Below are 20587 nucleotides of genomic sequence, written 5' to 3'. Positions count from 1 at the left end.
GAAGCCAACCCCGCCTCGGAACCAGCCCCGCAATCACACGCCCACGGACCGCGCCGAAACCGGCGGCTCGCCAATCTCGTCGATCGAGTGTCCGCTGCAGGCGCTCCGCGTAGCCGTCGCCCGCTCGACCCGGTGCAGCGCGAACCAACGCAAATCATCGCGCAGTCGGCACCACGCCACGAGCAGCCAGCGTCCGCCGGTGAATGCGAAGATCATCGGCTCCACTTCGCGCCGCGAGGCCTGGCCGCGCGCGTCGACGTAGTCGATGTTCACCGTGACCTGGTCGACGAGGGCCTTCTCGAGCACGGTCATCACGCGGCGCGGGGCGCTCGGCCCGACGTCGACCCAGACCCGCTGGGAGAGGTCCGCGGCCCGCCGGCGGGTGCCCGGGTCGAGCACGTCCCGAATCTTGTTGGCTGCCGCGCGGGCGGAATCCGAGTACGGCGCCTGCGTCGCGACCGCCACCGCGGTGTTCAATGCCAGCGCCTGCGCGGCGGTCAGGTTCACCGGTGGCAGGCTCGTGATCTCGGCCAGGCCGTAGCCGCCGCCGGGGCCGGTGCGCGCCCAGACCGGCAAGCCGCTGGCCTCCAGAGCATCCAGGTCGCGTTTGATCGTGCGGGTGGTCACCTCGAACTCGTCGGCGAGCTGTTGTGCCGTGCGCCCGCGCACCGAGGCACGGCGCAGCGACTCGGTGAGGGCGTGCAGGCGCTCGGTACGTTTCACCCGGCCATCATCTCAGAATATCGTGAAAAAGTGACAGAAATAGTGACATGCCGCTGTCCGGTGGCCGCGGGACGATGGACACATGGATGTCACCACCAACACTCTGCCCTCGATCATTCTCGTTCCCGGCCACTGGCTCGGCGCCTGGGCGTGGGACGCCGTCGCCTCCGAGCTCCGCGCCCGCGGCCACGCCGTCACCGCGCTCACCCTTCCGGGCCTTGACCCCGACGACCCGGATCGCTCGTTGAGGACTGTCGACGACCAAGCCAAGGCACTGCGGAAGGCCGTTGCCGCGGCATCCGCCGACGGCACTGACGTCGTGCTCGTCGCGCACAGCGGAGCGGGTACTCCCGTTTCGGTCCTCCTCGACCAGAATCCGACCGCGATCAGCCGCGTCGTCTACGTCGACAGCGGCCCAGTGAGCGACGGCTCGGCATTCGACGCGGGCTTCCCGGTGGAGCAGGAGGAGTTGGAGCTGCCGCCATTCGACCAGCTCGCGGCGAGCCTGGAGGGCCTGAGCGAGAGCGACCTGCGCCAGTTCCGGGAGCGGGCGGTGCCGCAGCCAGGCCCCGCCATGCGGCAGGTGGTGCATCTCACGAACGATGCTCGACGCGACGTGCCGTCCACGATCATTGCCTGCTCTTTCCCGTCGGAGGTTCTGATGCAGATGGCCCGCGCTGGCAACGAGATGATGGCAGAGACGGCAGCACTCCGCGACCTCGAGCTGGTCGACCTGCCGACCGGGCACTGGCCGATGTGGAGCCGCCCTGCAGACCTCGCCGCCGCGATCTCGACCGCAGCCGTGCGCTGAGCCGGGGTTGTGCTCCCTCAGCTGGCGGGGAGCGTCGCCCCAGCGCGCCATCAAACGCTTCTTCGGGTCAGTCCGCTCTTCGACGCAGCCCGCCCCGGGCACCTCGGCGCGGTCGGTGAAATCGTCGGAGGCGGCATCTTCGAATGCCTTTCCGAGGGCTGGTCTGCTCGCCACGCGTTGCCCGTCGGTACAAAGAATTCCGACACTGTCCACCTGACCCTAGGCCGCGGCGGCGTCTTCACCATCACCACGAACCACTACGCCGCCAAGAACATTTGGGCTGCCGGGCGCACCATGCCGGTTGACGGCCAACGGCAGCAGTACGTTCCCAAGACCGAGGGGAGGTCGACAAGGTCGCTCTGCTCTTGGGCGAGCGAGTGCCTGTGCCTGTGCCCGTGCGCGCTGATCGTGCTCGTCGGCCCCGGGCGCATCACAGTGAGGGCGCAGTCGGATCGCGTCCGAGTGCTGAACTCGCACCAGGTTCGCCGCTGGCTGAAGCAGCAGCCTGACACGCTTGGCGCCGATGCCGTCTCGGACCTGTCGGCCCTCATCGACGACCCCGCTCTTTGGCGGGCGACGGATAAGGGTGAGTCAGCCGAGGCCCGGCGTCAGTTCGCTGAGCTGCACGGCGAGGTGCGCGCCTCGCGTGGGCGGCGCCGACTCTGAGCGCTAGCCGGGCTGACCGGGCTGCTCGCGATATTCACTAGCCGGATGGATCTGTTGCCCACGTCTCACCCTTCGGCGAGCGGTGCACCCGCCAGCCGGTACGCCGTCACCTTCAGACGATGGCGGCCATCGCACTCAGTATTTTGAGCAGTGTGAGGGGCATGCAGAAGCATCGAAGTGGCACGCTCCGCCCATCAAGTGTGGCCCGAGATCCACCAGCCTCTGATGGCCGGCGTCTTCGCCGCGCGGATGCAGCACCCGCGCCGAGGAGCAACGGGTCGGCCGTTGGATCGCAGTTGCGAGCCGGGCGACGTGGGCCGCCCATCGGGGGCCGTAGGCTGTCGCTGCGTGAGTGTGCTGCGTCCTCCTACAGGGCACGTCCATCGGGCCGGCCGGAATCATTGGGCTTTCCCCGAGGCAGCCCGGCCCCGAACTGAACTCGCACCTGCGCCGCGTACTGTCTCAACAAGCGGATGCGACTACACATCGTGTGCCCAGCTCGAATTTATCGCCTGAATGGGTGAGAGGCGGTCCGGGAAGTCCTTGTGACGGCGCATGGAACTCGTGCGGCCGAATCGGAACTCCCAGCGGCCAGTTGACGAGAATGTGCATGCGGCGACCATATCGAACGCGTCGACCGCGTAGAAGCGCGAGGCAGGGTCGTCCTTGGACGCACGAGTCTTCTGAACCTCGACCTTGCCATCGCCGCGCGAATAGTAGCCATGCTCGAGATCGCTGTCTTTGTAGACCTCGGGGCTTGCATTCTTGCACTCGACGCGGAGCACCTCTCCCGAAATGAGTTCAACGTTGAAGTCGTGTTGTGCATCCAAATCGAGCCGCTCAACATGGGCGACAGAGGGATGCTTCGCAAGAAAGGCTTCGAGGTGATGCTCGGCTACGCCGCCGCGGACAGCGACCGTAAGCCGGCTTCGTCCCCCGATGATGTCTAGGATCTGCTCGCCTGTTAGATCAAAACGCTCTTCAAGCACGTGTCGAGGAGACGCTTGCGTGGAGGAGACTGCCTCGGTCATTGAGACGGCCAAAGAGTGTCGGAGCGCGGGTTCGAGTCGCAGCGCGGATGCGCGCCGTTCGAGCCGCGTGTAGTCCATGAACCTATTCGGCCGGAGCGCGACGATCGTTTCAAGGCTGGACGGGGAACGCGATTCGGGACGTTTGTTTCCGCCTCGGTTGCTTTTCTCCCAAACATGCCAGCCAGACGCTTGCGCCTTCTCGATGTCTGGCCGCTTTGCATAGAAGGAGATCCCCATTGGAAGCGGATCCCAAAGCAATGGGTCGAGGCCGATGATGATCTGATCCTCGAGATCCACGCCAACAACGAGCGTCAAATCGACGCCAGCAACGTCCTTCGAAAGCGTGTGAGTGCGGTCCCAATTCTCTTCGGATCCGTAGCGCAACTGACCACGAACTTCGTCTGCTGGCCGGTTGTTCGTCGCGCGTCCCTTGACACGGAATGCGTAAATTAGCAGTCCAATGCGCTCATCAGAGTCGAGTTGCACGCCGAGATAGATTGGCGCGCGAACGTGTTGGCTGGCATACAAGACACGCGCCCCGGAAGCCTCCACCGCATCGATAAGAAACTGATGAATATCTCGCTTTCCGGAAACCTGGTAAACCTCTCCGAACGCTCGATTGGCCACAATATGATCCTGCAATTGACTCCGATCAACGTTGCTGAACTGCCAACCCCCATTCGAAGGAAGGATGTCGGTGGCCCAAGACACAATTACATCGACGATACTGGTACTGCGCAGACTTGCTCCAACGGCGGTTGCGCGAATTCAAGAAATTTGAGGTCATTTGTGCGAGAGCATCTTCCCGTCGTTAGTCTTTTCTCCGGCGCAGGCGGGCTCGACCTCGCTGTTGAACGTGCCGACGCAGAACCGCTCGCATCTGAGGACCAGGGAAATGGGCTTCTGCGCGTCTCGGTAGCAACGGACTACAACGAACCGGCGCTTGAGACGCTCGTTTCGAACTTTCCCGGAGCCGAGACATTGGCGGGCGACATCCGCGAGCTGAGCACTGAACAGATCTTGCATTCAGCGGGCCTCCGCAGCGCAGAGCCGGTCCTGCTTGTTGGCGGGCCACCTTGCACACCATTCAGCAAGTCTGGCTTTTGGCTCGAGCAGAAGAGAGAGAGCCGGGATCCGAATGCCTCGCTGCTCGATGAGTACGTGCGGGTTGTTCGCGAGTCGCGGCCCGAGGCCTTCATTCTTGAGAATGTGCAGGGGTTGACTTACAAGACTCATCGCGCCCAATTCGATCGCCTACTTAAGGCGCTTGGCGAACTCGGATACAACCCGCAGTGGAAAGTCCTGCTCGCCGCTGACTATGGTGTCCCTCAGCTTCGAAGGCGTGTCTTTGTAGTCGGTCGCCGTGATGGCGAGAAGTTTCATTTTCCGGAACCGACCCATTCTGGCTGGAGCGAGCGCGACCGGGTAGTGGATGCGTCCAAGATCCCACATGTGACGGCCGCTCAGGCGTTCGCGAGTTTGCCGCGCCTCGACTTCGTTGACGACGACGCGATTGTGGATGGACAGTACGGCGAGCTCGCGTCCGAGGTGCCGCCAGGGCAGAACTATCTCTGGCACACGGATCGGTACGGCGGCCGTGATCGGTTCGAATGGCGCAGTCGGTACTGGACTTTTCTCCTACGATTGGATCCGAATCGCCCGTCATCCACGTTGCAAGCGCAACCAGGTCCATGGGTCGGCCCGTTCCACTGGGAGAACGTCCGAACGAGTTCGGGCGCGGAGCGCGCTCGGAGGCTGCATGTAAACGAGATGCTGCGACTGATGTCGTTTCCTGACGACTACGTAATCGGCGGTACCCGAGTCGAGGTGCAGCGACAGCTTGGCAATGCAGTGCCAGTTGAACTCGGAAAAGTCGTCGTTCGCGCCCTTATGACCCAGCTCGGCTACTTGAAAAACACGAGATCTGCGCAGGCCAGCATCAACGTATAACACCAGGAGGGGCTCAGCCATTTGGGCTCGGAAGGCGCCTCCTGGGCGCGCCGCAAGTACGGAGATCAGGCTCTACAGCGGAAGCTTCCAAACTCGATCAATCGCGCGCTTGGCGAGAATGGAGGTGCGTTGTGCAACCTCCACAGCACTCCATTGCGACTGGTCGAGAACTCCTCCGATGTCATAGCTGACCCCTTCCTTCGCAAGGATCGCCCTCTTCGCTTCGAATGGCTTATCTCCGAGCTTGTGGTTCACTGCTTCGCTCACAAGGATCAGATTGCCGAGCGCGCCAACTGTATCGAGGGACGCCCCTCTGGAAAGGTCCCGCTGCGGCATTATGTGTTCGATAGTGAGTTGTTGCGTGGTTGTGGATGGGGCTGCATCGCGGAGGAAGTTCTCGAGAACGTACCGGATGAGTTTGCTGTCGCGCGTGTAGTCATTCGTGAATAGGAAGCGTTCCTGGAAAGCCAAGACAAACTGCTCGGGGTCAGGTGCTCGGTCGACGAGTTTCTTTCGAATGTCGTTGAGAACAGTTGCACGTTTTTGGGCGTCATTTCGTGTTGCGCTCAGCTCCCGAGCTGCCTTGGCATACATCTCTGAGACCCCGCCGCTACTCCGAAGCTGGCTTACAACAGTGTGCTGGAAGTGGAAACGTTCGATGACTTGAAGCGTCTTGTTGAACTGACCAGCGCTGAGCTTCTGGGCGTCGGTTCTAGCGCGCAACAGAGCAAGCAGCAGGGGTGCGGGTTGCACGATTCCGAAAACGGCGAGCGCTTCCAAACTGCGCCGGGCGGTAGTTTCCTCTGTTGGCCAGGTGCGCGACGACGGCTCGATGACGGCCCGATAAAGGGGCGCGTCGTGAACAAGCGAGGCCAGGCGCGTCTTTGCCATAGCTGTCGACTTCACCTTTTGCTTTACTGCTGGAAAGAGCTTGCGTTCCGCAACGTAGTTCTCTTCGGACAGCCACCAGTGCAATATGAAGCGGTTCGGATCGATTCGTTTGCGCGTTTCGTTTGCTTCCAGTTCATTCCGCATCTTGTGCCACTTAGTTCTGGCTGTGTCAGCCGCAGCATTGCCCGTACCACGGAGTTTGTTCAGAAGATGGTTCTTGAGAAGATCGATGACCTCCAAGTCCTTCCCGCGGCTATTGAGGGTCTCGAAAATAACGTACGCGTCGTCTTCGTTGCTGTGTTCAATCCAGATGACGCGAAGTCCGAGTAGCCGATCTCGTAGATCAAGTAGCCAGCTGAGAGGATCCTTTCGCTTCGAAGCCTCCTCCTCAACACGCCGTCTGATTGCGTCAAGCGCCTTCGATAGCGCGTGTTCCTCTTCCGTAGCCGGCAGTACCGTGGTCTCTGGCGGGTCTCGGAAGATCGCTTGCGCAAGAAATGGCGAGTCAACCTCCGTTTGAAGGGTGAACTGCTGTTCATTGTTTCTGTCGGCCTTCTCCAGATAGCGGTGTACGCCCTTCGCGAGGTTGGTTTCTCCGAGTGCAGCGAAGTGGTCGCGCAACACAGCAAACATGATCGAGATCGTCGTTAACCTCTGCTGACCATCGACGAGGCGACGTACAGGGCTGCTCGGATCACGCCAAGCGACCATCGGGCCTATGAAGTAGCCGATTTCATTGTCGTATACGACGTCGCGCCAAAAATCATCCAGGTTTGACGCGTCCCAGCTGTACGGCCGCTGAAAACGCGGAATGACGTAGTAATCCGCGCCGACAAAGAGTTCTTCTACAGTGCGCTTGTCTGGCTGAAAATCGATTTCTGGCAAGGCGATTCCTATGGGCGACTGGGCAGGTAGCCCTCGGCCGTTGTCGGGGCATCCTCTGGCGGGCCGCTCTCGATGCCTATCGCATCTGAGCGTAGCGTGACGCTTGATGCTGGTGTGGATTGAACACCTCACCACTTAGTCGATGTGACCGCGCGTTCGGAGCGCGGGCTGCGATGCCCAGCTGAGTGATTGTGTCTCGGCAACGGTCACGTTCGACAGCCCCGCGGGGAAGACTCGGATTCGACTGCGCCGGTGAATGCTGATCATCAGGCTCGGCTCGAGCCAGACGAACCTCGGCGTCGATCGACCTCCATCTGCGCAACGATAGCGAACCTGCAACCCTCTCATTTGCTGAACGAGGCGTGCTCGGGAGCGGGCCTTCAGCGATCCGCGGCGTGTTGCTGCAGCTGGTCGATTCGCCTACCCGAGCAAGTGACTCAGGACCCGCCCGGCGACGGTGGCGCGGTCGGCGTCGGTCGCGAGCTGTTCGAGGCCGAAGCCGAGCATCACGGTGTCGGGAGTGGTGACGCCAGCGACGATGCCGCCGAGGCCGTTCGTGCGCACGAAGTCCGAGGCGTTGCCCGGGCTGGAGGCCGGGGCACCCGGGACGCTCCAGGCGCCGAGGCCTGTCTCGAAGCCCTCCGCCTGCGATTCGCCGGCCGTCGTCACGAGCTTGGTGTCGTCGAGGATGAGGCCGGTGCCGCCCGTGGCCGGGTCAGTGACGTAGCTGACGGAGAGCTCCACCTGCTGGCCGGCGAAGGCGCTGAGGTCGTAGGAGACCGGCACCCAGCCGCCGGAGGAACCCGTGAACGAGTTCCAGTCGCCGGAGCTACCGCTCGGCACGCACGGGTTGGCGAGGGTGAGGTAGTTGGCGAGCTGCGGGTGCTCCTCGAGGAGGAAGCCCGCCTCACACTCGGCCGGCACGGCGCTGGAGGTGGCCACGTCGCCGGGGGCGCCGGGGGCGCCGCTTGCGGCATCCGCCAGCGTCGTCCAGTTCGTGCCGCCAGCGGTGCGGGCTTCGACGATCACGTGGTCGTAACCCTCCTCGGTGTCGAAGGAGAACTTGGCCTCGAAGGCCGGGGCGTCGGCCGCCGTCAGGGCGCTGAGGTCGTAGCTGCGCACGAGGCGCTGGTAGCCGTCGTCGATGTGCGGGGCGGCCATCGCCCACGAGCCCTCGATCGCGATGAACGGGCCCTGCGGGTCGGCGTAGTCGGCGACCGCGCTGCTGGCGAACTGCGGGAACTCATCGACCGGCAGCGTGGCGCTGGTGGGGGAGAGGGCGCCGGCCTCGTCGACGGGGTTGTCGACCGTGGCCGGGCCGCCGAAGAGGGCCGAGATGCCGTCCATCGGGGCCGCCGTTCCGAGGACGCCGCTGGCGGCGAGCGGGGTGCGGTTGTACTCGCCCATCCAGTACTGGGTGAAGTCGTCGGCGTAGAGCAGGCAGTCGCTGAAGGCGTCCCGGGTCACGGCACAGGGCTGGTCGGGGGCGCCGTCGAGGCCGTAGTAGATGCCGCCGAGGGTGCCGGCGAGGATGCCGTAGTAGCCGGTCGTCTCGCCGGTGTAGCCGAGCTTGCCGCCCTCGTTGAGGTAGTCGCGCAGCGCGAGCGTCAGGTACTGGGTGCGCTCGGCCACCGACAGGTCGGGCAGCGCCTGGCTTCCGAACTCGGTCAGCTCGTCCTCCGGGTCCTGGGTGAGCCGGTTGTCGCCGAGGTACCAGAGCGTCGCGTCGTAGTGGCTGAGCACGGCGAGCGGATGCGGCACGCCCTGCTGGTCGACATCCCACACGTCCGGGGTCACGCCGTTGGCCTGGAGCGCCGCGACGTGCTCGTCGAGGTACTTCGGCGCCGTCGTGCCGGAAGGGTAGGTGGGGTTCACGCCGGTGTAGTCCTCGTTGGCGATGACGAGCGCCGGGTTGCCGGTGTCCTGGGCGAGCGTGTACGTGAAGTGCTCGCTCTCCACCGTGCGGGCGGCGGCGCTGCCCTTCTTGTCCTGGGGGTGCGCGCGCCCGGTGAACCACACCTCGACGCTGTCGCCGGGCTTCGCGCCCTTCACGATGCCGCGGTACTCGGCGTAGTAGTCGGTGTTCTCGGCGCCGTAGCGCTCGCCGCCCGCCCATTCGTTCACGCCCGCGCGCTTCACGGGCCCGCCATTGATGGAGTAGTTCAGCTCCCGCTTCTGCAGGCTGCGCTTGGCGACGACGGCCACAGGCTGCGGGTCGCCGTAGGAGACGGTGAAGCTGTCGACCTGGAAGTCGGCGGCGTCGCGGTTGACGACCGACACGGGGTCGTCGGGGTCGAGTGCCGACTCGGCGACGGCCAGCGCGAACGGCACGTTCTTCTCGAACTCGGCCTGGATGAGGCCCTCGTCGTCCGGGAAGTTGAAGCCGCTCAGGCAGTCCTCGGACAGCCACGCGTCATCCGGAATCGAGTCGGAGACCGTCTCACACGTCGTCATCTCGGGGGTGAAGCCGAGCGCGCCGTATGCCTCCTGCATGTGCGAGTCGGTGTCGCCGTTCGTCGTGTACAGCTCGGCCGAGATGTCGGGGTCGTAGCCGGGCACGGCCGGGTTCGCGTCGTCGCCGACCATCGCCTCGTAGATCACGTCGTCCGGCGACGGGGTGGCCACCTGCCAGCCGATGCCGTGCAGCAGCAACTCCGAGGCCGAGTGGTAGTTGATGAAGAACTCGGGGGAGAGACGCTTGAACAGCGAGTCGAGCGCCTTGGTCTCGGGTTCGGATGCCGGCGCGGTGCCGCGGTACGTCTCGCTGGCCGGATTCGGCGAGGAGCCCTCGTTGTCGTAGCCCCAGCGGGTCGGGTAGTTGCGGTTGAGGTCGACGCCGTCGCCCGTGCCGATCACGCCGTCACCGTTGTTGTCGTGCAGGTTCTTCCGCCACAGCCGCTGGCCCTCTTGGAAGGTGAAGTCGTAGCCGTCGGGGTTGGCCACCGGGATGAACCACATCTCGGTCGTGTCGACGAGCTTGGTGATGCGCGGGTCGCTGCCGTAGCCGGTGAGCACCTCGTTGAGCAGGCGGCGCACCATCTCGGGGGTAATCCACTCGCGGGCGTGCTGCGCGCCGATGAAGACAGTCGTCGGCTTCTTGCCGTCCTTGCCCGCCTTCGCGTTCTTCGTCACCCGCACCGCCGTGATGTCTTGCCCGTTCACGGTCTGGCCGATCTGCTGCAGCTGGGCGATCTTCGGGAAGGCGGCCGCCTGGCCGATGAGCTCCTCCTGCAGGCCGCCGGCACCGCTGTACATGCGGAAGACGCCCTCGGCCTGGAGCGTGCGGCGGCCGGCATCCGGGGCCGCCTTCAGCTCCAGCTCGGTGCCCGCCTCGGCGAGCTCGCTCGCCTGCTCGCCGCTCAGGATCACCTGCACGTCCATGCTGCCGTCGCTGCCGGGTGTGGCCGTGACGTCGTGGCGGTCGACGCCGAGGTCGACGAGGGCCGCGAGGCCGGCGGCGTCCACGGTGCCCGTGTAGACGGAGAGTTGGTCGGATGCCTCGGGCGGCGGCGAGCTCGCCATGCTCGGTGCTGCGCTGACGCCGGTGATGACGAGAGCGGCGACGGTGGCGATGGCGAGGTGACGGAACATGAGCACTCCTGGCGTCAAGCAGAACAGTGGCAAGCCGAACGATTCACATCTTTGACCCCCGTTCGGGTGCCGTCAAGAGTGAATTGAGTGCCCTGCTCGCATTTCCTGCGTTCAGACCCGTTCGGGGGATTCGGCCGTTTGCCGCAATGGGCATTACTGTGAGTGAGAAACTCTCAGGGGAGCCGATGGCTAGTACCGCAACGATGCGCGAACGATTCGCGGGCCAGCTCGTCATCGACGAGACACTGCGCCACCAGGCCGGCGCGACGCCCCGCACTCCGGTGCAACGCTTCTTCGGGAGCTCGCCGCTCGCCGAGGAGGCGCGCTCCTGGTACCTCGGCGCGGTCGGAGAGATCGCTGTCGGCGGCATCCTCGAACGCCTGCCGGAGGGCTGGGCCACGCGGCACGCCCTGCCAGTCGGTACCAAGGACACCGACATCGACCACCTGGTGGTCGGGCCGGGCGGCGTCTTCACGATCAACACCAAGCACCACGCCGACAAGGGCATCTGGGTGGCCGGACGCACGCTCCTGGTCGACGGGCAGCGCCAGCCGTACATCCCGGCCGCGACGGGCGAGGCCGGCAAGGTCGCGAAGCTGCTGGGCAGCCGGCTGCCGCATCCGATTGCGGTGCACCCGCTGCTCGTGTTCGTCGACCCCAAGCGCATCACCGTGAAGGAGCGGCCCGAGCGCGTGCGCGTGCTGAACTCGCACGAGGTGCGCCGGTGGCTCCGCGAGCAGCCGGCGGTGCTCAGCGCCGATGCGGTCGCGGAGGTGCTGGCCGTCGTCGACGACCCGGCCTCCTGGCGGGCGACGGATGCCGGCGACCACGTCGCGGCGCGCAGCCAGTTCGCGGCCCTGCACGCGGAGGTGCGGGCGGCGCGGAGGCGGCGACGGCTGTGGGGCTTCGCCGGCATGGCCGGGATTGTCGCGCTGCTCGTGGGGCTGTGGGCGCTCCTGCCGACGCTGCTGCCGCTGATTCTCGGCGCGCTGGCCGGGTAGCGGGCGCTCTCGGCTTCGGTCGCTGGCGCTCCCTCGAGCCGACGTGAAAAGGGGCGTGCGCGCTTAGTCGCCGGCCGGGCGCTCCAGCGCGTCGTCGAACTGGTGGTGCGTCTCCAGATAACTGACCACGAACGGGCAGCGGGGCACGATGGTCTCGCCGCGGTCGCGGGCATCGGTGAGCGCCCATTCGACGAGCTGGGTCGCGATGCCGCGACGGGTGAAGGCTTCCTCGGTCACGGTGTGCGTGAAGACGATGCGTTCCGATGGCCGGAGACGGTATTCGGCGTAGGCTGCGACATCCGCTCCGACCAGTGCCTCGTAGCGGCTCGCCTCGTCGTTGCGGCGGATGGTGACGGTGGAGGTGTCGACGGCCTCGGGCTGCACTGTGGATTCGCTCATGGGAGGGGTCAACGCGGGTGGACCGGTTTGTATGCCCGAGCGGGGCGGCTGGCTTCGGGCACAGGCTCCCTCGAGCAAGCGGGGAGGGCGGGCGCTCAGCGAGCGGCGATCGTGATGACCGCGGTGATGAAGCCGGGCAGGGCGAGCAGGGTGAGCAGCGCCAGCGCGATGCGGCCGGCCAGTGCCACCGACCGGGACACCCACCAGCGCCCGACCGCCGGCACGATCAGCGCCCCGAGCGCAGTGGCGCCCGCGCCAATCAGCAGCAGGACGCCGATCGGAATGTAGACCACGGCCGCGAGCAGCGGGGCGTAGGCCAGCCACGGGCGCGCGGGGCGCAGCGGCAGCCGCCTGCTGTACCAGCCGAACACCGCGGCCAGCAGCATCCCGTGCCCGAGGACGAGCACGGTGAACAGGAGCACGGCCAGCCAGCCCGGCCCGAGGAAGGCGAAGTCGGGGTTCCGCGCGCGCAGCGGGTCGTCGATCGGCGCCGCCACCACCAGAAGGAGCGAACCGAAGATCAGGCCGCCCAGCCAGCCGCGGGGGAGCCAACGGTGGATGAGCGCGAACAGGACGGCGGAGAGGAACGCGTTGGGGAGGACGCCGAAGATCAGCAGGGAGAGGGTGCCGTCGACGGAGATGGTGCCCACGAGCGCCTCCGCCTCGGTGTGGCTGCCCTCGGCGTGCGGCGAGGTGAGCGCCAACACGCGCATGACCAGGCGGGAGGCGGGCAGGCTCCAGAGCAGGGCGGTGCCGAAGCACGCGACCGTCACGACGGTCGCCCACCACAGGTAGCGGCGCAGCGCGGCGCGGACCCGCTGGGCCGGGCCGGCAGGTGCGGGTGGTGTGTTGGGGGATGCCGGGGCGGCCGATGCGGGCGGGGCGGCAGACGCCGCGGGCGCCGGCAGCGGCGACCCGGGCGGCACCGCGACCGGGGCGGTCGCCGGCACCGACTCCGCGGGGCTCGGCTGCACCTCCCGGCTGCCTGCGCTCGCCCCGAGCTCGGCGGCATCCGGCGGGGTCAGACTCAGTCGGCGCCAGGCGACCATGAGCGCCAGACCGCAGAGAGCCAGCGCGATGCAGACGAGCACAATGAGCATGGGAGGGCCTTTCCGCCGCAAGTCTGGGGGACGCGGAGCCGCGCCGCCACAGGGATTGCCCGGATGCGGCGAGTTGGCGTCGGTCGCACCCTCCCTCGAGCCAGCGGGCGCGACGCGCGCGTCGCGAAAGGCGGCAGCCCACTCCAAGGAAGCCTCTGGACAGTGACCGATGCTTGCAGGCGGCGGCCCGCGGGAGGAGGATCGGCCCATGGGCAACGTCTTCAGCGACATCGCCGTCTCGGTGGACGGCTTCAGCGCCGGGCCGAACCAGAGCCTGGAGAACCCGCTCGGGGTCGGCGGCATGCAACTGCACCGCTGGCATCTCGAGCACCCCGAGGAGAGCGCGGCCGAGATCGCGGCCATCGTCGACGCGGGCGCGTTCATCATGGGGCGCAACATGTTCGGGCCGATCCGGGGCCCGTGGGATTCCGCAGGGCCGGAGGAGTGGCGCGGCTGGTGGGGCGAGGAGCCGCCGTACCACGGCCCGGTCTTCGTGCTCACCCACTACCCGCGGGAGAGCCTGGAGATGGCGGGCGGCACGACGTTCCACTTCGTGACGGACGGCTTCGTCGCTGCCCACGAACGGGCGCTCGCGGCATCCGGCGGCCGCGGGGTGTCAATCGCCGGGGGTGCGTCCACGGTGCAGCAGGCGCTCGCCGCCGGCCTGCTCGACGAGCTGCGCCTGCACATCGCGCCGGTCGTCCTGGGCGCCGGCGAGCGGCTGCTCGAGGGCGTCGGCGACGTGCAGTTGGAGCAGTTCGGCGTGACGAGTTCGCCGCTGGTCACGCACGTGCGCTACAAGGTGCTGCACTGAGGGCTGCGCCATGGCCCCTCATGGTCGATTCGCCTCGGATGCCGGCCACCTCCTGGGCCAGTTCGGAGGCAGCTCGGGCCTCGATGCGCGGCAACCGCAGCCGCGACACCGCCCCCGAGCTGGCGGTGCGCCGCCTGCTGCACGCAGAGGGGCGCCGCTACCGAGTGAACTACCGGCCGGTGGCGGGGCTGCGCCGCACCGCGGATGTCGTCTTCACCCGCGCCCGGGTGGCGGTCTTCATCGACGGCTGCTTCTGGCACGGCTGCCCGCTGCACTACCAGGCGCCGGTCGCGCACCGCGACTACTGGGAGGCGAAGGCCGCCGGCAACCGGGCCCGCGACGCTGACACCGCGGAGCGGTTGGCGGCTGCCGGCTGGACGGTGTTGCGGTTCTGGGAGCACGAGCAGCCGGCATCCGTCGTGGCGGCGATCGACGTTGTGCTGGACGCCGCCTCGGCCGGGCGCGGCTAGACCAGGCTCGCGGCGAGCGGGCCGACCACGGCCGCCAGGGCGGGGCGGAGCGCCGCGGGCACCAGCAGGCGCTCGGTGCCGTCGTCTGCGCTCCGGGCCTCGAACAGCCCGGCCCGGCTCAGCTGGTGCAGCACGAGCGACGCGGCGAAGGACGCCGTGGCGTTGGCCTCGAAGTCCAGCTCCGCATCGACCAGCTCCGCGATCTCTGCGCTGCCGGCCGCCGGCAAGGCCGCGGGGCAGATGGCTCCGGCGAGCACGGCGATGATCCGCGTGAGTGTCTGGGCGGTCGTCGGGGCCTCGTTCTCTGCCTCGCTGTCGAGCCACTCCTGCACGTAGTTGTCGATCAGCTCGGTGCGCGCGGCGAGGCGCTCCGTGGCATCCGCCGCCTGCCACTGGGCGGCCGTCGGGCCCGGGCGCACGGTGGTGGCGGTGACCTCGGTGATGCCGGACTGGGCGAGCGCCGCCCACCAGGCGCTGAGGTCGCTGAGGTCCCACATCGAGCCGGCCTGGCGCGGTTCGGCCTCGGGGTCGAAGGCACCCGGGGTTCCGGCCGTCGCCATCTCGTAGAGGTGGTGGGCGAGGTCGGTGTTCTCCGCGCCGGGCTGGCCGACGGCATTGATGCCGATCAGGGCGGCCACGGTCTGGATGTCGGCAAGCTGCAGCGCCCCCGTGCGCAGGATGGGCCGGCCGCGGCCGACCCACGCCAGGAGGCCGTCGACGCCCTGCACGATGGGCAGCGCGTCCAGAGCCTGCAGCTGCTCCGCCGGGGGAACCTGCTCGACCTCGGTGAGGGCGTCCAGCAGCAGTCCGACCATCTCGCCGACGGGGGTGTACTCGGCGATCGCGTCGTCGAGCACGTCGTAGGCGGCGTCGAAGTCGGCATCCGAGGCCCGCCAGCTCCGGGTCTCGCTGAGGAAGTCCAGGTAGTGCTCGAGCACCTCGACGAGCGCCTCGACACGGTCGCGCAGGTCGAGCTCGTCCTCGTCGCTCGCGTCCAGGTCGGCGCGGGCCGTCTCGGCAGGCGCGGCTCCGTCGCGGCCGAGCTCGATGACATAGTCGAGGAGCGCCTGCAGAGTACGCGCGGTCGGCGTGGCCAGCGTCATCCGCGGCCCGAGGGTGCGCGTCATCTCCATCAGCACGCCGAGGGTGCCGTGCATCGATTCGAGGGAGCCGTGCGACTCCGCGTCGTCGATCTCGGTCAGGTGCCGGGCATACCAGGTGGCGAACTGGGCGAGCAGGCGCGCCTCCGCCGTCGACGGCGTCTCGCGCGCACCGCGGTGGGCCTGGCCGCTCGGGCTGGCCGGGCGCGAGGGGCGCGACTTCGGGCCGGTGGAGCGCGACTTCTTCTGTTGCGACATGGGACTGATCATTTCTCTGCGGATGCCGGGCGCACGTGTTTTCCACGATACCGGCAGTGATTGCGTGCTGGCGCATGGCTGCGCCGAGTCGTGTCGGAGGCCCGGCGTAGCCTGCAGACAACTCAATCGAACACGCTCGTGCCGGAGCGGAGAGAACGATGAAGGTGCTCGTGGCAACGAGCAAGAAGCAGGGGTCCCGGCCCAGCGACGTCATGGAGGGCGTCGAGGGCGAGCTCGTCTTCCTGGTGGAGCCGTGCCCAGACAGTCGGCGGTTCCCGTACGGGCCGTGTGACTGCGCCATCACCTTTCGCGGCTGTTTCAGCGATCGGGTGACCTCAACGGCGATGGTGCGCGACCTCGATGATGTGGGCTTCGGCGACCTCGTCCTGGCGCTCGCCGTCGCCCACCACGGGCCGGCGCTGAACGGCTGCAGCTGCGACTTCGACCCGGTGGAACAAGCCGGCAGACTGGTGGCGATCGCGGCCCCGCTGCGCGAGGGGCTCGTCGTGGAGCGCTGCGTCGACCACGTGCGGGTGCGGCGCTGATGCCCGGGCCAATTCGCTTGCCGGGCCCGTGGCCGGGGCGTAGTGTGCCATCGCCAGTTCACCGACGATCGGAGGCCTCATGCCTGCCACCGCGCTGCCCTCGAATGGCGACCAGCCCGAACCCGCGGGCGGGACGAAGAGCTGTGACGCCAGCGGGATGGCCGAGATCCACCGCATGTTCCGGGCCGGGTTCGGGGAGGGCGCCGCCCTCATCCGCGGCGTTCGGGAGGGCGACGCCGCGCACGCCGACCGGGTCGGGCAGCACCTGGCGAATCTCTCGACCGGGCTGCACGGTCACCACGAGGGCGAGGACACCCTGCTCTGGGACCGGCTGGAGGAGCGCGCCCCCGCGTGCACGGTGCACGTCGAGCGGATGCGGCGGCAGCACGCCGAGATGCTGGTGCACCTGACCGCGCTCGACGTGGCGCTGCCGCGCTGGCGGCTCAGCGGGCGGGCGGCGGATGTCGGGGCCGTCACGGAGGCGCTCACCGGGATCAACGCGGCACTCGCCGTGCACCTGCCTGACGAGGAGACGACCGTCGTGCCCGTGATGGAGCACGTGCTCGCGCAAGACGAGGTGGAGGCGCTCGCCGAGCACGGGCGCAAATCCGCTCCGAAGGGCGCCATGTTCACGACGCTCGGCATGATCCTCGCCGCCCAGCCGGACGGCGGCGCCGAGTGGCAGCGCAAGCACCTGCCGGCGCCCGCGCGGCTCATCTGGCGCACGGTCGGCGCCCGCAAGTACGCGCGCTACCGCGCGTCGCTCGTGGGCTAGCGACGCGCGGTTGGGTTCCGCGTCGGGCCGGCGCTAGACGGACGCCGCGGCGTCCCGCTTCGGCAGCACCCAGCCGGGGCGCACGAAGTGGCAGGTGTAGCCGTTGGGGTACTTCTCCAGGTAGTCCTGGTGCTCCTCCTCCGCCTCCCAGAACGGGCCGGCCGGCGACACGGTGGTCACGACCTTGCCCGGCCAGAGGCCGGAGGCCTCGACATCGGCAATCGTGTCGTGGGCGATGGCCTTCTGCTCGGGGAGAGGGTGAAGATCGCGGAGCGGTAGCTGGTGCCGCGGTCGTTGCCCTGCCGGTTAGGCGTGGTCGGGTCGTGCACCTGGAAGAAGAACTCGAGCATCTCGCGGTAGCTGGTCACGCTCGGGTCGAAGACGATCTCGATCGCCTCGGCGTGCGTGCCGTGGTGGCGGTAGGTGGCGTTCGGCACGTCGCCGCCGCTGTAGCCGACCCGGGTGGAGAGCACACCGGGGCGCTTGCGGATCAGGTCCTGCATTCCCCAGAAGCAACCGCCGGCGAGGATGGCGGTTTCGGTTGCGGCGGTCATGACTGCTCCTTGCTACGTGAATCTGCGGATGGTGCGGATGGATCGAACAGGCCGCGGTATTCACCGTACCCCTGCTGCTCGAGCTCGGCGACGGGCACGAAACGCAGCGCCGCGGAGTTCATGCAGTAGCGGAGGCCCCCGGCATCCGCCGGGCCGTCGTCGAAGACGTGCCCGAGGTGGCTGTCGGCGCCGCTGGAGCGCACCTCGGTGCGCTTCATGAACAGGGCGCGGTCGGTCTTCGTGGTGACCGCGGCCGGCTCGATCGGCCGGGTGAAGCTCGGCCAGCCGGTGCCGCTGTCGTACTTGTCGGTGGACGAGAACAGCGGCTGCCCGGAGACGACATCAACGTAGATGCCGGGATCGTGGTTGTTCCAATACGCGTTGTGGAAGGCGGGCTCCGTGCCGTCCTTCTGCGTCACCAAGTGCTGCGCATGGGTGAGATGGGCGAGCGACTCTGGTGTCTTGCGGTACTCGGTGGACACTGTGTTCCTCCTGGTGGTGAGTCGGCGCCGCTGGCCGCGACGTCACAGTAAAGAACGGATGCCGTGGCGGCCGTGTTCCCGCAAGGCTGTGCCCCGGCTGTGAGTTCGGGGGCGCCCGCGGCCCCGGCGGCGCCCGACTGCGGTTACCACGCCGTGAGTTTGGTCGGCGTCATCCGGATGACGGCGCTGTACTGCGCGGCCATGCCGGCCATGTCGAGGCTCAGGCCGGCCAGGCCGCGGCCGTACTTCGCCGCGTACTCGGCGCCGATGCGGTCGATCCAGCCGCTGGTGGGCTCGGGCGAGACGGCGGCGGTGCCCCGCAGCACGGTCAGGTGTTCGCCGCCGCGGCCGGCCTCCAGATGCACGAGCACCTTCTCGTTGCCGCGGACGTTGCGCACCTTGACCGCCTGCGGTTCGCTGAGCACCAGCAGCTCGCCCTCCCACCAGAGGAACCACACCGGCACCGCGTGCGGGAAGCCGGAGCGGCGGATGCTCGTGAACCACGCGATCTGCTCGCTCTGCAGCCGGGCGAGGGCACGGGCCTGCACGTCGTCGGCCGGGTCGAGGGTGAACGCGGGCTGTCCTGTCGAAGCGGTCACGGGGGAGTCCTTCCACACAGGGGTGCTGGGTGGCCACACGGTAGCACGCCGGGTTGGCTTCAGTCGCAGGGTCCCTCGAGCCAACGAGTACCGTCGGCCGGAGGGGTCCAAGCGCCGGCATCCGGTGCACCCTCGGCCGGAGATTGTGTCGATACGCCGCTCAAGCGGGCGCCCCGCTGCGCGTGGCAACCGAATGCCCGGCCGAGCGCACGCGGACAGGGTCGGCACGCGGACAGGCTCTGCCACGGACAGCCCGTGCCGCGGACAGGGCCGGAACGAGAGCCCGGCCGGGCTGGGAGGCTAACCGACGCACACGCCGGAGGACACCGGCTCGGCCAGGCCGGGCGCGGCTGCGGCCACCGGGGCCAGCTCGCTGAGGGTCAGCGCGTAGGCGATATCGCTGACGACGGCGGACTTCGCGAAGACGACGCCGACCACGTCGCCGCTCTGGTCGAGCAGTGGCCCACCCGAGTTGCCCTGCTGGATCTCGACCGACAGGGCGTACACCTCGCGGCCGAAGCTGCCGTCGGTGCGGGGGATGCTCGTCACCTCGGCGACGGTCGCGGCCTGCGAGCGGAACGGCCCGCCGAGCGGATAGCCCTGCACGGCCGTGCCGTCGCCCCGCGACAGCGCGCTGCCGAGGTCGAGCGCGGCGGCATCCAGCCCGTCGACGGCGAGCACGGCCAGGTCGGTTGCCGCGTCGTAGTAGACGACGCGGGCGGTCTTCGGCTGTTCACCTGGTGCCTCGATCACGGCCTCCTCCACTCCGGCAACGACGTGCGCGTTGGTGACGACACGGTCGTCCGAGACGACGAAGCCGCTGCCGACCAGGCTGATTCCGCAGGCGGGGGCGGTGCCGGTGATGCGCACGACGGACGCCGCGGCGGCAGTCAACGCGGGCGAGCCGGCATCGACATCTGCGGCGGTCGGCAGGTTCTCCGGCGGCGCGATCGTGTCGATCACCCAGGGCAGCGCGTCGTTCATCGCGGAGGTGCGCACGCCAGCGAGGAAGGAGCGCACCGGGTCGGGCGTCATCCGGTCGATGGAGCCGAGGGTCACGCTGCCGGAGATGGCCTGCGTGACGGGCGGAACGCCCATGCTGGCGACGCCGCCCGCCACCGTGCCGAGCACGAGGGCGGTGGCGACGAGGCTGAGCGCGAATCCGGCGATGCGGTCGAGCACGCTCAACTTGATGACCTTCATGCCGCGGCCGAGCAAACCGCCGACGAGCGAGCCGAGCGCGTTGCCCGCGATCAACAGCAGGATGCCGCTGCCGATCACGATCGCCGCGCGCCACTCGGGCGCGGGCACCCACGCCGAGATCTGTGGCAGCAGCAGGTAGGCGGCGACGCCGCCGGCGATCAGCCCGAGCGCGCCGAACGCGCTGCGGAACAGGCCGGCGCGCCAGCCGGAGAGCGCGGCGCCGAGCAGAATCAGGCCCACCACGATGTCGAGGATGAGCGAGCTCGTCACGCGGACTCCTTCAGAAGAACAGGCGGCCGGATGCCGCAGAGACTACTACTCTCCGGCATCCGGCCATCGCCCAGCTGGGAAAGCGCCGGGTGCTCAGCAGGTGATGCGGTAGCCGCGGTGGCCGTACAGCGGGGACCCCGGCGAATCACTGCAGAGCTGCGCGCTCGGGGTGAAGCGCAGCGGCGCCGAGTCAACCGCGTCGCCGCCGTGCGCCCAGCGCGGGTGGTAGTGCTCGCTCGCGGCCGGGAGCGGTTCGTTCGACAGGCTGTCGCAGAGACCTTCAGGGGCTTGGGCGAGCACGTAGTCGGGGGCGCTGCAGAGCGAGGTGATGCGCAGCGGCACCGGGGCCACGCCCGTCGTGTCCTGCTCGTCGTCGGGGCCGCCGGTCGGCGCAAAGCCGGTCAGGATCGCGCTCGCGGCGAGTGTCGTCGCGGCCAGCAGCGGGGTGCGGATGTTCATGATGACCTTC

General features: G+C 68.0%; 19 protein-coding genes and 1 pseudogene. 8 read left to right on the top strand and 12 right to left on the bottom strand.

What is annotated here, in order from left to right; translation table 11 throughout:
* Positions 1-33 precede the first annotated feature (33 nt).
* Positions 34-723, bottom strand: a complete 690-nt coding sequence (locus tag BLT62_RS14695; RefSeq protein ID WP_083364736.1) for a helix-turn-helix transcriptional regulator — start codon at positions 721-723, stop codon at positions 34-36.
* Between the two features lie 82 nt (positions 724-805).
* Between BLT62_RS14695 and BLT62_RS14690 the strand changes: the two genes are divergently transcribed.
* Positions 806-1534 carry an alpha/beta fold hydrolase gene (locus BLT62_RS14690; protein WP_083364735.1) on the top strand — a complete coding sequence of 243 codons (729 nt, stop codon included), beginning with the start codon at positions 806-808 and terminating at the stop codon, positions 1532-1534.
* 9 nt (positions 1535-1543) lie between these two features.
* On the top strand, positions 1544-2200 hold the full coding sequence (locus tag BLT62_RS14685) for a hypothetical protein (protein ID WP_156786372.1): 657 nt from the start codon (positions 1544-1546) through the stop codon (positions 2198-2200).
* Between the two features lie 479 nt (positions 2201-2679).
* On the opposite strand, the gene BLT62_RS14680 is transcribed toward BLT62_RS14685, so the two are convergent.
* On the bottom strand, positions 2680-3858 hold the full coding sequence (locus tag BLT62_RS14680; protein WP_197675142.1) for a hypothetical protein: 1179 nt from the start codon (positions 3856-3858) through the stop codon (positions 2680-2682).
* On the opposite strand from BLT62_RS14680, the gene BLT62_RS14675 reads away from it, so the two are divergent.
* Entirely contained in the window at positions 3802-5181 is a 1380-nt protein-coding gene (locus BLT62_RS14675; protein ID WP_231919237.1) for a DNA cytosine methyltransferase, read from the top strand. The two genes, BLT62_RS14680 and BLT62_RS14675, sit on opposite strands and share 57 nt — an antisense overlap.
* Positions 5182-5253: 72 nt before the next feature.
* On the opposite strand, the gene BLT62_RS14670 is transcribed toward BLT62_RS14675, so the two are convergent.
* Both BLT62_RS14670 and BLT62_RS14665 read right to left on the bottom strand, forming a co-directional pair.
* Positions 5254-6957 carry a DUF262 domain-containing protein gene (locus BLT62_RS14670; RefSeq protein ID WP_172829726.1) on the bottom strand — a complete coding sequence of 568 codons (1704 nt, stop codon included), beginning with the start codon at positions 6955-6957 and terminating at the stop codon, positions 5254-5256.
* A 420-nt stretch (positions 6958-7377) separates the two neighbouring features.
* Positions 7378-10548: a M14 family metallopeptidase gene (locus BLT62_RS14665; RefSeq protein WP_083364730.1), complete on the bottom strand. Its 3171-nt coding sequence runs from the start codon at positions 10546-10548 to the stop codon at positions 7378-7380.
* Between the two features lie 185 nt (positions 10549-10733).
* On the opposite strand from BLT62_RS14665, the gene BLT62_RS14660 reads away from it, so the two are divergent.
* Positions 10734-11549: a nuclease-related domain-containing protein gene (locus tag BLT62_RS14660; protein ID WP_172829725.1), complete on the top strand. Its 816-nt coding sequence runs from the start codon at positions 10734-10736 to the stop codon at positions 11547-11549.
* 63 nt (positions 11550-11612) lie between these two features.
* On the opposite strand, the gene BLT62_RS14655 is transcribed toward BLT62_RS14660, so the two are convergent.
* A complete protein-coding gene (locus BLT62_RS14655; protein WP_083364728.1) occupies positions 11613-11948 on the bottom strand; it encodes a GNAT family N-acetyltransferase in 336 nt (111 codons plus the stop codon).
* Positions 11949-12043: 95 nt separating this feature from the next.
* A complete protein-coding gene (locus BLT62_RS14650) occupies positions 12044-13048 on the bottom strand; it encodes a hypothetical protein (protein WP_083364727.1) in 1005 nt (334 codons plus the stop codon).
* 208 nt (positions 13049-13256) lie between these two features.
* Between BLT62_RS14650 and BLT62_RS14645 the strand changes: the two genes are divergently transcribed.
* Complete coding sequence (locus BLT62_RS14645) at positions 13257-13862, top strand: dihydrofolate reductase family protein (RefSeq protein WP_083364726.1); 606 nt, start codon at positions 13257-13259, stop codon at positions 13860-13862.
* 20 nt (positions 13863-13882) lie between these two features.
* The gene (locus tag BLT62_RS14640; RefSeq protein WP_231919232.1) at positions 13883-14332 is read left to right on the top strand and encodes a very short patch repair endonuclease; all 450 of its coding nucleotides are present in this window, start codon (positions 13883-13885) and stop codon (positions 14330-14332) included.
* Here the strand turns inward: BLT62_RS14640 and BLT62_RS14635 are convergent.
* Positions 14329-15690: a hypothetical protein gene (locus BLT62_RS14635; RefSeq protein ID WP_083364724.1), complete on the bottom strand. Its 1362-nt coding sequence runs from the start codon at positions 15688-15690 to the stop codon at positions 14329-14331. The genes BLT62_RS14640 and BLT62_RS14635 overlap by 4 nt on opposite strands.
* 158 nt (positions 15691-15848) lie before the next feature.
* On the opposite strand from BLT62_RS14635, the gene BLT62_RS14630 reads away from it, so the two are divergent.
* Entirely contained in the window at positions 15849-16235 is a 387-nt protein-coding gene (locus BLT62_RS14630) for a DUF7715 family protein (RefSeq protein WP_083364723.1), read from the top strand.
* A 79-nt stretch (positions 16236-16314) separates the two neighbouring features.
* A complete protein-coding gene (locus BLT62_RS14625; RefSeq protein ID WP_083364722.1) occupies positions 16315-17010 on the top strand; it encodes a hemerythrin domain-containing protein in 696 nt (231 codons plus the stop codon).
* Between the two features lie 33 nt (positions 17011-17043).
* Here BLT62_RS14625 and msrA read toward each other — a convergent pair.
* The 5 genes and pseudogenes from msrA to BLT62_RS14600 all read right to left on the bottom strand — a co-directional run bounded on the left by msrA (position 17044) and on the right by BLT62_RS14600 (position 20577).
* Positions 17044-17564: pseudogene (gene msrA, locus BLT62_RS14620) on the bottom strand (peptide-methionine (S)-S-oxide reductase MsrA).
* Complete coding sequence (gene msrB / locus BLT62_RS14615) at positions 17561-18046, bottom strand: peptide-methionine (R)-S-oxide reductase MsrB (protein ID WP_083364721.1); 486 nt, start codon at positions 18044-18046, stop codon at positions 17561-17563. Before msrB ends, msrA begins: the two are co-directional and overlap by 4 nt.
* 143 nt (positions 18047-18189) lie before the next feature.
* A complete protein-coding gene (locus BLT62_RS17905; RefSeq protein WP_172829724.1) occupies positions 18190-18645 on the bottom strand; it encodes a pyridoxamine 5'-phosphate oxidase family protein in 456 nt (151 codons plus the stop codon).
* A gap of 300 nt (positions 18646-18945) precedes the next feature.
* Positions 18946-20118: a MarP family serine protease gene (locus BLT62_RS14605; RefSeq protein ID WP_083364719.1), complete on the bottom strand. Its 1173-nt coding sequence runs from the start codon at positions 20116-20118 to the stop codon at positions 18946-18948.
* A gap of 93 nt (positions 20119-20211) precedes the next feature.
* Entirely contained in the window at positions 20212-20577 is a 366-nt protein-coding gene (locus BLT62_RS14600) for a hypothetical protein (protein WP_172829723.1), read from the bottom strand.
* Positions 20578-20587 lie beyond the last annotated feature (10 nt).

The sequence above is a fragment of the Microterricola viridarii genome, from assembly GCF_900104895.1.
Taxonomy (GTDB): Bacteria; Actinomycetota; Actinomycetes; order Actinomycetales; family Microbacteriaceae; genus Microterricola; species Microterricola viridarii.
Note: the sequence above shows the minus strand (reverse complement) of the source record. Positions and strands in the feature narration are given on the sequence as shown.

Excerpts from the sequence above, each read along its gene's own strand:
- BLT62_RS14690 (WP_083364735.1), top strand. The coding sequence starts at position 806 with ATGGATGTCACCACCAACACTCTGCCCTCGATCATTCTCGTTCCCGGC.
- BLT62_RS14675 (WP_231919237.1), top strand. The coding sequence starts at position 3,802 with ATGAATATCTCGCTTTCCGGAAACCTGGTAAACCTCTCCGAACGCTCG.
- BLT62_RS14665 (WP_083364730.1), bottom strand. The coding sequence starts at position 10,548 with ATGTTCCGTCACCTCGCCATCGCCACCGTCGCCGCTCTCGTCATCACC.
- BLT62_RS14660 (WP_172829725.1), top strand. The coding sequence starts at position 10,734 with ATGGCTAGTACCGCAACGATGCGCGAACGATTCGCGGGCCAGCTCGTC.
- BLT62_RS14655 (WP_083364728.1), bottom strand. The coding sequence starts at position 11,948 with ATGAGCGAATCCACAGTGCAGCCCGAGGCCGTCGACACCTCCACCGTC.
- BLT62_RS14650 (WP_083364727.1), bottom strand. The coding sequence starts at position 13,048 with ATGCTCATTGTGCTCGTCTGCATCGCGCTGGCTCTCTGCGGTCTGGCG.
- BLT62_RS14645 (WP_083364726.1), top strand. The coding sequence starts at position 13,257 with ATGGGCAACGTCTTCAGCGACATCGCCGTCTCGGTGGACGGCTTCAGC.
- BLT62_RS14640 (WP_231919232.1), top strand. The coding sequence starts at position 13,883 with ATGGTCGATTCGCCTCGGATGCCGGCCACCTCCTGGGCCAGTTCGGAG.
- BLT62_RS14635 (WP_083364724.1), bottom strand. The coding sequence starts at position 15,690 with ATGTCGCAACAGAAGAAGTCGCGCTCCACCGGCCCGAAGTCGCGCCCC.
- BLT62_RS14630 (WP_083364723.1), top strand. The coding sequence starts at position 15,849 with ATGAAGGTGCTCGTGGCAACGAGCAAGAAGCAGGGGTCCCGGCCCAGC.
- BLT62_RS14625 (WP_083364722.1), top strand. The coding sequence starts at position 16,315 with ATGCCTGCCACCGCGCTGCCCTCGAATGGCGACCAGCCCGAACCCGCG.
- BLT62_RS14600 (WP_172829723.1), bottom strand. The coding sequence starts at position 20,577 with ATGAACATCCGCACCCCGCTGCTGGCCGCGACGACACTCGCCGCGAGC.